We start from the raw sequence: 9,769 nt of genomic DNA, 5'->3' as shown, positions 1-9,769 counted from the left end.
GGATTTCGGAACTTTGAAAACTTCAAAAAACGGATTTTTATCGCTCTGAATATCAAAAAAGAAAGGACGAAATTTGTCCTTTCTAGATATTAGCTTTTCTTCAACCCACTACAGTTGACAAAGAGCCGATTATTACAGGAATTATTGTTTGGGTATTAAATCTAGTTTTTCTTTTGGATCTTAAGCGAGGGATATTAACCAGTTTTGGAACCTATCTCATGTATCTAACTGGTCATTTTTATGCCATTATTGGCTTTAGCACTATGAGTGGCGACCATAGTTTTCTTGGTTTAAAAATTTTCCTTCCTCTAATCTTTTCCATTATTATGAATATTGTTATGAGTTTGATGGTTGACTTAGACTCTGAAGAAATTTTATCAGAAAAGGCCTCCAAAAATTTCTATAATCTTGTATTTGGTCCTCCTATGATTTTATCTTTTATTTGTGTTTTTTTAGCGATAATTGGATATGAATATTTTTGGGGATGGGGAATGTCTTTATTCTTCATGATTTTTGGGCCTTATTTGTACCGAACATGGTTTTATATTATCTATGCCTACCAACATCGTCATGATATTGAGGAAACAAGACCAATCAAGCATATAAAAGTAAACCCAGATATGATTTCAAACAGAGAATTTGACAGAGATAGGTTTAAAAAGTAAAGTTTTAAAAGGCATGAGAGGATGGTTTAAATGATACTGGAACGAATTAAAAAAACATTTGAATTTCAAAGAAGTAGAATAAAGGGACCGGTTCCTCTTTGGGGGGTATTAAATGGGATTTTTATTTTGTATCCTATAGCCTTTTTTATGTTTATGGCAGGAGGATTAGAGGTGCTCAACAATCCCTCTTTGTATCAAACATTGCTTATTACAGGGATTGTTATTTGGGTTTTAAATCTAGTATTTTTACTAGATCTTAAGCGAGGGATTTTAACCAGTTTTGGAACCTATCTCATGTATCTGACTGGTCATATTTATATCATTATTGGTTTTAGTGCTATGAGTGGGGACCATAATTTTATTGGATTAAAGCTATCCCTCCCTCTTATCCAATCCATTATTGTAATAGTCGTCATGAGCTGCTTGGTCGATTTGGACTCTGAAGAAGTTATCTCGCAGAAAGCCAGCAAAGTTATGCTTAACTTTGTATTCGCTCCTCCGCTTATTATATCGTGTGTCTGTATATTTTTAGCGATGTTTGGATATGAATATTTTTGGGGGTGGGGTTTATCCTTGCTTTCGATGACCTTTGGACATTTGTTTTATGCTACATGGTTTATAATTATCTATGCCTACCAACACCGTCATGATGTTGAGGAAGAGACTTCAATCAAGCATATAAAAGTAAACCCAGATATGATTTCAAATAGAGAATTTGACAGAGATAGGTTTAGTAGAAAGGTAACTAAAGATGATTAAAGAAATACAACTACATATGAGCCATTTGATGACAGACCAGGTCCAGATTCAAGCGGACGAACTATTGGAGTTATTTGTTCATACAGAACTCCTTCCCTATACTGATGGTATTTATAAAGATGGCCCAACCATTTTTGAGATGACTCCAACTCAATTTAACGAAGAAAAGCAAGATGTGGGAGTCTATATTCCAGTTATATCTGAAGCAGAGCCAACAAGTCAACTGGATTATCAGGCATCTCTAGATATAGAAGGAATTAGCAAGCGGGTTCTATTTGATGGTAGCTTGGATGAAACAATTGAGGAGATGAAAGCTTATATTCGTGATCATGGTTGGGAGTTGCAAGATAAGTTATACCTAGTCTTGATACCTGTTTATGATGATTTGTTTGTGGATTTGATTATCCCAGTGGAGAAGTAAAATGGCAGAAATTACATATGGTATGAATCAATCCTTAATGATGAGTAATGTCTTGAGTGTGAACTATAATATTGTCGGTGATGAGATTGCAGTAGCCTTTCAAGATATGATTCAAACAGCTGTAGCGGCAGGATATACACCTAAAAGCAATCCCTTTTACTCATGCCCCCATATCGGAGAATTGGAAGATGGAACATACAACATCACAGTCTATCTTCCCGTTCATGAGGCTTATCTAGGAAAAGAAGAGATAATGGAGGGGACAGCCTATAACAGTTATTTTTTGGTTCCTCGAATGGCAGGAGTAAGAGTTACTGGAGAGGAAGCTGTTGACTTTGATAAGGCTATATACTTGCTAACCAAATTATTGCTTGATAATGACTTAGAAGAATCTACACCCGTATTTTATATTTCAAGCAAGATAAATGATGTTTTATATACAGATATCATGGTAGGGATTCGAGAAAAAAGGGATCGAGGATAATATACGGAGAGCTAACGCATTCGGATAAGAATAGGCAGAATTTGACAGATGAATCCGATGTTCTGATGTTTCCTTTTTAGCATCTAAGATAAACATGTTTGATTTTAATCAAAAACCAGGATGAAGATAAGCTTCATCCTGGTTTTTGTGTGCTTAAAAGTTAGTTGGACTCATCCTTCTTACTCTTAAGTAGAAAAGTTGCTGTTAGTACTAGACTCAATCCTGATAAGAATAGTAGTGGATTGGATGTTTCACCAGTAGCTGGAAGTTGTTCTTTAGGAGAATGATTTGCCGATTGAACAAGGTCTGGACTAGATGAAACTTGCTTAGAGCTGTTGGTCGATCATAGTTTAGCTGATAGTTGCTTTGTTCTGTCACAGGTAGTTCTTGTTTTTCGGTTTCCTTATTTTCATTAGGTTTTACAATAGCTTCAGTACTGGCTTGATTAGTTGTAGCAGAAGTAACATCAGCATTAGCGGGTTTACTTTCAGAAGAACTATTATTAGCTAGAACTGGTTTTGTATGATCAATTGGCACGTTTGGCTGTGTATGCTCAGTTGATTCACTTGCTTTTGTTATAGTGTCTGTCTTAACTGTAGTTTTCTCTAATGCAGGCTCGTTTTGCTGTACTTCAATAGTATCAGCAGAGACGGTATGACTAGCTAGAAAAACCGCTCCAAGCAAAACAGAGGCTGTGCCGACTGTTAGCTTTCGAATACTGTAGCGACAGGATTTCTCCCTCCAAATTTTTTCCATAGAAACTTCCTTTATTAATTGAAAGCGATTTCATTTTTTTTTTTTTTTTTAAAAGCGAACTTTCTTGTTTCTATATTGTGTTGTTACTCTAATTTTAAGAGCTAACGAGGTATTGTCAAGGGGATTTAAGGAGGATATATATTTGATATTGTTTTGTATTAAAAAAGTGGAGGAAACGAATGGTGAGAGAGTGTATTTTTTATATTCTTTCTAGTTTTGACTAGAACAATAAGCCAACTTTAATTACAGTCTCCCCATCCCTGAAAGCGTAAAACAAACTGGTCAGGGTGGCTATTTTGTGGTATAATGAAAGAGACTCAAAAAGAAACAGGAGAAAAATAATGGATTTACTATTAGCAATTGTATTGATTGTGCTAGCTTTTCTAGGAGGAGCTCTTGGAGGAATGTACTTGGTTCGTAAGCAAATTGAAAAAGAGTTCGCTGACAACCCACGTTTGAATGCTGAAGCGGTTCGTACTCTTTTGAGTGCAAATGGTCAAAAACCAAGCGAAGCTAAGGTACAACAAGTTTACCACCAAATCATCCGCCAACAAAAAGCAGCCCTTGCTAACAATAAAAAGAAAAAATGAATAAGGAAAAGTCTGGGATGAAAGTTCCAGACTTCTCACTATGTTGGCTATGGTTTAGGGATGAGATTTTTTCCTTGCATTCTATTGATATTTGATTATGATTAAGAGAGATAGTAGTTGTTGAAGCTGTCCTTCAGTTCTTAAAGACAAGTAATTATAATGAACTATCAATCAGAAAAAAGACTAGAAAGAAGACTGTATGGATAATCGACCAATTGGTTTTTTGGATTCGGGTGTCGGGGGTTTGACCGTTGTGCGGGAGCTCATGCGCCAGCTTCCCCATGAAGAAATCGTCTATATTGGAGATTCGGCGCGGGCGCCCTATGGTCCCCGTCCTGCTGAGCAAATTCGTGAATATACTTGGCAGCTGGTCAATTTTCTCTTGACCAAGGATGTCAAAATGATTGTCATTGCTTGTAACACTGCGACTGCGGTCGTCTGGGAAGAAATTAAGGCTCAACTAGACATTCCCGTCCTAGGTGTGATTTTGCCAGGAGCTTCGGCAGCCATCAAGTCCAGCCAAGGTGGGAAAATCGGAGTCATTGGAACGCCCATGACGGTACAATCAGACATCTATCGTCAGAAAATTAACGATCTGGATCCGGATTTACAGGTGGAGAGTTTGGCTTGTCCCAAGTTTGCCCCTTTGGTTGAGTCTGGCGCCCTGTCAACCAGTGTCACCAAGAAAGTGGTCTATGAAACCCTGCGTCCCTTGGTTGGAAAGGTGGATAGCCTGATTTTGGGCTGTACCCACTATCCACTCCTCAGACCTATTATTCAAAATGTCATGGGGCCCAAGGTTCAGCTCATCGATAGTGGGGCAGAGTGCGTACGAGACATCTCAGTCTTACTCAATTATTTTGAAATCAATCGTGGTCGCGATGCTGGACCACTTAATCACCGTTTTTACACAACAGCCAGCAGCCAAAGTTTTGCACAAATTGGTGAAGAATGGCTTGAAAAAGAGATTCATGTGGAGCATGTAGAATTATGACAAATAAAATTTATGAATACAAGGATGACCAGGACTGGTATGTCGGCTCATATAGTATTTTTGGTGGTGTCCGGACATTGACTGATGAAGACTTGGATTTTCCTCTATTTGAGTTTGCCCAAAGATTTCGAGATGAGGAACAAGGTTTTCCTATTTCTGTGATTGTTTTACGCTATGGTTCTCTCTACCGTTTATTGTCTTTTGTGGTAGATATCCTCAACCAAGAAATGGGACGAAATCTGGAAGTCATCCAACGTCAGGGAGCTTTTCTCTTGATTGAAAATGCGCAACTCCTGCATGTAGCATTGCCTAAAGAAGGGGTCAATGTTCATGATTTCTTTGAGACAAGCAAGGTCAGAGAAACCTTATTGATTGCGACTCGTAACGAGGGCAAGACCAAGGAATTCCGAGCTATCTTTGACAAGCTAGGCTACGATGTGGAAAATCTCAATGACTATCCTGACTTGCCTGAAGTAGCAGAAACAGGCATGACCTTCGAAGAAAATGCCCGTCTCAAGGCAGAAACCATTTCCCAATTAACGGGCAAGATGGTTTTGGCAGATGACTCAGGTCTCAAAGTCGATGTCCTTGGTGGCTTGCCAGGTGTCTGGTCAGCTCGTTTCGCAGGAGTGGGAGCTACTGACCGTGAAAACAATGCCAAACTCTTGCACGAATTGGCCATGGTCTTTGAACTCAAGGACCGCTCGGCTCAATTCCATACAACCCTAGTCGTAGCCAGTCCAAACAAGGAAAGCTTGGTTGTTGAAGCAGACTGGCCTGGCTACATTAACTTTGAACCTAAGGGTGAAAATGGCTTTGGCTATGACCCTCTCTTCCTTGTAGGAGAGACAGGCAAGTCCTCAGCTGAATTAACCCTTGAAGAAAAAAATAGCCAATCTCACCGTGCCTTAGCCGTTAAGAAACTTTTGGAGGTATTTCCATCATGGCAAAGCAAACCATCATTGTAATGAGCGATTCTCATGGCGATAGCTTGATTGTGGAAGAAATCCGTGATCGCTATGTGGGCAAAGTTGACGCCGTTTTTCATAACGGAGATTCTGAATTGCGTCCCGATTCTCCACTTTGGGAGGGAATCCGTGTTGTTAAAGGGAATATGGACTTCTATGCAGGCTACCCAGAACGTTTGGTGACTGAGCTTGGTTCGACCAAGATTATCCAAACTCATGGTCACCTATTTGACATCAATTTCAACTTTCAAAAGTTGGACTACTGGGCTCAGGAAGAAGAGGCCGATATCTGTCTTTATGGTCACTTACATGTGCCAAGTGCTTGGATGGAAGGCAAGACCCTCTTTCTAAATCCTGGTTCCATCAGTCAACCACGTGGGACCATCAGAGAATGTCTCTATGCTCGTGTGGAGATTGATGACAGTTACTTCAAAGTGGACTTTTTGACACGAGACCACGAGGTGTATCCAGGCTTGTCTAAGGAGTTTAGCCGATGATTGCCAAGGAGTTTGAGACTTTCTTGCTAGACCAAGAGGAAACTTTTTTGACTCCTGCTGAAAATCTAGCTGTGTTGATTGATACCCATAATGCGGATCATGCGACCCTCTTGCTCAGTCAGATGACCTATACCCGTGTTCCCGTTGTGACAGATGAAAAGCAGTTTGTTGGGACTATTGGGCTCAGAGATATTATGGCTTATCAGATGGAGCATGACTTGAGCCCAGAAATCATGGCGGATACGGATATCGTTCATATGACGAAAAGGGACGTAGCGGTTGTTTCGCCTGATTTTACTATTACGGAGGTCTTGCACAAGCTGGTAGATGAGTCTTTCTTACCGGTTGTGGACGCAGAGGGGATTTTCCAAGGGATTATTACGCGCAAATCTATCCTCAAGGCAGTCAATGCCCTCTTGCATGACTTTAGTAAGGAATATGAGATTCGATGCAAATGAGAGACAGGATTTCATCCTTTTTAGAGGAAAAGCAGGGGCTGTCAGCCAATTCCAAGCAGTCCTATAAGTATGATTTGGAGCAATTTTTAGACATTGTAGGTGAGCGGATCTCTGAGACCAGTCTCAAGATTTACCAAGCCCAACTAGCCAATCTAAAAATCAGCGCCCAGAAGCGAAAGATTTCGGCCTGTAACCAATTTCTCTACTTTCTCTATCAAAAAGGAGAAGTGGATAGCTTTTACCACTTGGAATTAGCCAAACAAGCTGAAAAGAAAACCGAAAAACCAGAAATTTTAGATCTAGACTCTTTTTGGCAGGAAAGCGACGTTCCAGAGGGGCGTTTACTAGCTCTACTTATCTTGGAAATGGGGCTCTTGCCAAGTGAGATTTTAGCCCTTAAGGTTGCGGACGTTAATCTGGACTTTCAGGTGTTGCGAATCAAGAAGGCTTCCCAACAGAGGATTGTCACCATTCCCACGACCTTGCTTTCAGAATTGGAACCCTTGATGGGGCAGACCTATCTCTTTGAAAGGGGAGGGAAAGCTTATTCCCGTCAGTGGGCCTTTCGTCAGTTAGAAGCTTTTGTCAAGGAGAAAGGTTTTCCAGCCTTATCAGCCCAAGCCTTGCGGGAACAGTTCATTCTACGACAAATTGAAAACAAGGTCGATTTGTACGAAATTGCAAAAAAATTAGGATTAAAAACAGTCCTGACCTTAGAAAAATATAGATAATGGATATTAAATTAAAAGATTTTGAAGGGCCCCTGGACTTGCTCTTGCACCTGGTTTCTAAGTACCAGATGGATATCTACGATGTGCCTATTACAGAAGTCATCGAACAGTATCTAGCTTATGTCTCAACCCTGCAGGCCATGCGTCTGGAAGTGACGGGTGAGTACATGGTTATGGCCAGTCAGCTCATGCTGATCAAGAGCCGCAAGCTCTTGCCAAAGGTGGCAGAAGTGACAGACTTGGAGGATGATCTAGAGCAGGATCTTCTTTCCCAAATCGAAGAATACCGCAAGTTCAAGCTCTTGGGTGAGAATTTGGAAGCCAAGCACCAAGAACGGGCCCAGCACTATTCCAAAGCGCCGACAGAGTTGATTTACGAAGATGCGGAGCTTGTGCATGACAAGACGACCATTGACCTCTTTTTGGCTTTTTCAAATATCCTAGCCAAGAAAAAAGAGGAGTTTGCACAGAATCACACGACTATCTTGCGGGATGAGTATAAGATTGAGGACATGATGGTTATCGTGAAAGAGTCCTTGACTGGACGAGATCAATTGCGCTTGCAGGATTTGTTTAAGGAAGCCCAGAATGTGCAAGAGGTCATTACCCTCTTTTTGGCAACCCTAGAGTTAATCAAAACCCAGGAGCTGATTCTTGTGCAAGAGGAAAGTTTCGGAGATATCTATCTCATGGAAAAGAAGGAAGAAAGTCAAGTGGCCCAAAGCTAGACTTGATAGAGAGGAAAGATGAGTACTGTAGCAAAAATAGAAGCGCTCTTGTTTATAGCGGGTGAAGATGGGATTAGAGTCCGCCAGTTAGCTGAACTCCTCTCTCTGCCACCGACAGGTATCCAACAGAGTTTAGAAAAATTAGCCCAGAAGTATGAAAAGGACCCAGATTCCAGTTTGGCTCTGATTGAGACTGGTGGGGCTTATAGATTGGTGACCAAGCCTCAATTTGCAGAGATTTTGAAGGAATACTCTAAGGCACCTATCAACCAGAGTTTATCTCGGGCTGCCCTTGAGACCTTGTCCATCATTGCCTATAAGCAGCCGATTACGCGGATAGAAATTGATGCCATCCGTGGGGTCAACTCGAGTGGAACCTTGGCAAAGTTGCAGGCTTTTGACCTAATCAAAGAAGACGGGAAAAAAGAAGTGTTGGGGCGCCCCAACCTCTATGTGACAACGGATTATTTCCTAGATTACATGGGAATAAACCATTTGGAAGAATTACCAGTGATTGATGAGCTTGAGATTCAAGCCCAAGAAAGCCAATTATTTGGTGAAAGGATAGAAGAAGATGAGAATCAATAAGTATATTGCCCACGCAGGTGTGGCCAGTAGGAGAAAAGCAGAAGAGCTGATCAAGCAAGGTTTGGTGACGGTTAACGGCCAAGTGGTACGTGAACTAGCAACCACCATCAAGTCAGGCGACAAGGTCGAAGTTGAAGGTCAACCTATCTACAACGAAGAAAAGGTCTATTATCTGCTTAACAAACCACGCGGTGTCATTTCCAGTGTGACAGATGACAAGGGCCGCAAGACGGTTGTCGACCTCTTGCCCAACGTGAAGGAGCGCATCTACCCTGTAGGTCGTTTGGACTGGGATACATCAGGAGTCTTGATTTTGACCAATGATGGTGACTTTACAGACGAGATGATTCACCCGCGTAATGAGATTGACAAGGTTTATGTTGCGCGTGTTAAAGGTGTGGCCAACAAAGAAAACCTCCGCCCTTTGACGCGTGGTCTTGAGATTGATGGCAAGAAAACCAAGCCTGCTGTCTATGAGATTCTCAAAGTGGATCCAGTCAAAAACCGCTCTGTGGTGCAGTTGACTATCCATGAAGGGCGTAACCACCAGGTTAAAAAGATGTTTGAAGCTGTCGGTCTTCAAGTGGACAAGTTGTCACGGACCCGTTTTGGACATCTAGACTTGACAGGACTCCGTCCAGGAGAATCCCGTCGTCTTAATAAAAAAGAAATCAGTCAACTACATACCATGGCTGTAACCAAGAAATAATGAAACGAATTTTAATAGCGCCTGTGCGCTTTTACCAACGGTTTATCTCACCAGCCTTTCCACCCTCTTGTCGCTTTGAGCCTACCTGTTCAAACTATATGATTCAGGCTATTGAAAAACATGGCTTCAAGGGTGTCTTGATGGGCTTGGCTCGGATTTTACGTTGTCATCCCTGGTCGAAAACAGGCAAGGACCCCGTCCCGGACCACTTTTCTCTCAAACGAAATCAAGAAGGGAAATGAGGCCGGATAAACAGATTTCAAAATGATAAAAACGCATCCTATCAGGTTTGAGTGAACTGCCCCCCAAAAGTTAGACAGAAAAAATCTAACTTTTGGGGTGTTTTTATCATGAAATTAACTTATGATGATAAAGTTCAGATCTATGAACTTAGAAAACAAGGATATAGCTTAGAGAAGCT

General features: G+C 41.2%; 14 protein-coding genes and 3 pseudogenes. 15 read left to right on the top strand and 2 right to left on the bottom strand.

Features of this window, described 5'->3' with window-relative positions; genetic code table 11:
- Positions 1 to 218 precede the first annotated feature (218 nt).
- The 4 genes from GEZ85_RS09030 to GEZ85_RS09015 are packed head-to-tail and all read left to right on the top strand — an operon-like array spanning position 219 to position 2,329.
- Positions 219 to 665 (top strand): hypothetical protein, encoded by a 447-nt coding sequence (locus tag GEZ85_RS09030; RefSeq protein ID WP_194251550.1) that lies wholly within the window; start codon positions 219 to 221, stop codon positions 663 to 665.
- A 30-nt stretch (positions 666 to 695) separates the two neighbouring features.
- A complete protein-coding gene (locus GEZ85_RS09025) occupies positions 696 to 1,424 on the top strand; it encodes an oligosaccharide translocation protein RFT1 (protein WP_153210091.1) in 729 nt (242 codons plus the stop codon).
- Positions 1,417 to 1,845, top strand: coding sequence for a hypothetical protein (locus tag GEZ85_RS09020; protein WP_038804217.1), 429 nt, complete (start codon positions 1,417 to 1,419; stop codon positions 1,843 to 1,845). Before GEZ85_RS09025 ends, GEZ85_RS09020 begins: the two co-directional genes overlap by 8 nt.
- Before the next feature lies 1 nt (position 1,846).
- Positions 1,847 to 2,329, top strand: a complete 483-nt coding sequence (locus tag GEZ85_RS09015; protein ID WP_153210090.1) for a DUF5085 family protein — start codon at positions 1,847 to 1,849, stop codon at positions 2,327 to 2,329.
- Positions 2,330 to 2,489: 160 nt separating this feature from the next.
- Here the strand turns inward: GEZ85_RS09015 and GEZ85_RS10625 are convergent.
- Both GEZ85_RS10625 and GEZ85_RS09005 read right to left on the bottom strand, forming a co-directional pair.
- Positions 2,490 to 2,561, bottom strand: a pseudogene (locus tag GEZ85_RS10625) (hypothetical protein); the annotation flags it as partial.
- A 92-nt stretch (positions 2,562 to 2,653) separates the two neighbouring features.
- Positions 2,654 to 3,085: pseudogene (locus GEZ85_RS09005) on the bottom strand (YSIRK-type signal peptide-containing protein); the annotation flags it as partial.
- A gap of 341 nt (positions 3,086 to 3,426) precedes the next feature.
- On the opposite strand from GEZ85_RS09005, the gene GEZ85_RS09000 reads away from it, so the two are divergent.
- The 11 genes and pseudogenes from GEZ85_RS09000 to GEZ85_RS08950 all read left to right on the top strand — a co-directional run.
- Entirely contained in the window at positions 3,427 to 3,675 is a 249-nt protein-coding gene (locus tag GEZ85_RS09000; protein WP_000364990.1) for a YneF family protein, read from the top strand.
- A gap of 199 nt (positions 3,676 to 3,874) precedes the next feature.
- The gene (gene racE / locus GEZ85_RS08995; RefSeq protein WP_049543738.1) at positions 3,875 to 4,669 is read left to right on the top strand and encodes a glutamate racemase; all 795 of its coding nucleotides are present in this window, start codon (positions 3,875 to 3,877) and stop codon (positions 4,667 to 4,669) included.
- Complete coding sequence (locus tag GEZ85_RS08990; protein WP_125454630.1) at positions 4,666 to 5,637, top strand: nucleoside-triphosphate diphosphatase; 972 nt, start codon at positions 4,666 to 4,668, stop codon at positions 5,635 to 5,637. The genes racE and GEZ85_RS08990 overlap by 4 nt, the downstream gene beginning before the upstream one ends.
- Complete coding sequence (locus GEZ85_RS08985; RefSeq protein ID WP_001118952.1) at positions 5,613 to 6,134, top strand: metallophosphoesterase; 522 nt, start codon at positions 5,613 to 5,615, stop codon at positions 6,132 to 6,134. Before GEZ85_RS08990 ends, GEZ85_RS08985 begins: the two co-directional genes overlap by 25 nt.
- Positions 6,131 to 6,592 carry a cyclic-di-AMP-binding protein CbpB gene (gene cbpB / locus GEZ85_RS08980; RefSeq protein ID WP_153210088.1) on the top strand — a complete coding sequence of 154 codons (462 nt, stop codon included), beginning with the start codon at positions 6,131 to 6,133 and terminating at the stop codon, positions 6,590 to 6,592. The genes GEZ85_RS08985 and cbpB overlap by 4 nt, the downstream gene beginning before the upstream one ends.
- The gene (gene xerD / locus GEZ85_RS08975; RefSeq protein WP_322741449.1) at positions 6,589 to 7,323 is read left to right on the top strand and encodes a site-specific tyrosine recombinase XerD; all 735 of its coding nucleotides are present in this window, start codon (positions 6,589 to 6,591) and stop codon (positions 7,321 to 7,323) included. The genes cbpB and xerD overlap by 4 nt, the downstream gene beginning before the upstream one ends.
- Positions 7,323 to 8,051: a segregation/condensation protein A gene (locus GEZ85_RS08970; RefSeq protein WP_153210086.1), complete on the top strand. Its 729-nt coding sequence runs from the start codon at positions 7,323 to 7,325 to the stop codon at positions 8,049 to 8,051. Before xerD ends, GEZ85_RS08970 begins: the two co-directional genes overlap by 1 nt.
- Positions 8,052 to 8,069: 18 nt before the next feature.
- Complete coding sequence (gene scpB / locus GEZ85_RS08965; protein ID WP_153210085.1) at positions 8,070 to 8,639, top strand: SMC-Scp complex subunit ScpB; 570 nt, start codon at positions 8,070 to 8,072, stop codon at positions 8,637 to 8,639.
- The gene (locus GEZ85_RS08960) at positions 8,626 to 9,348 is read left to right on the top strand and encodes a pseudouridine synthase (RefSeq protein WP_001222230.1); all 723 of its coding nucleotides are present in this window, start codon (positions 8,626 to 8,628) and stop codon (positions 9,346 to 9,348) included. The genes scpB and GEZ85_RS08960 overlap by 14 nt, the downstream gene beginning before the upstream one ends.
- On the top strand, positions 9,348 to 9,590 hold the full coding sequence (yidD, locus tag GEZ85_RS08955) for a membrane protein insertion efficiency factor YidD (protein ID WP_153210084.1): 243 nt from the start codon (positions 9,348 to 9,350) through the stop codon (positions 9,588 to 9,590). Before GEZ85_RS08960 ends, yidD begins: the two co-directional genes overlap by 1 nt.
- Before the next feature lie 108 nt (positions 9,591 to 9,698).
- Positions 9,699 to 9,769, top strand: a pseudogene (locus tag GEZ85_RS08950) (transposase); the annotation flags it as partial.

The organism is Streptococcus mitis (assembly GCF_009496205.1).
Lineage (GTDB): Bacteria > Bacillota > Bacilli > Lactobacillales > Streptococcaceae > Streptococcus > Streptococcus mitis_BN.
This window is presented reverse-complemented; position numbering and strand designations above follow the sequence as displayed.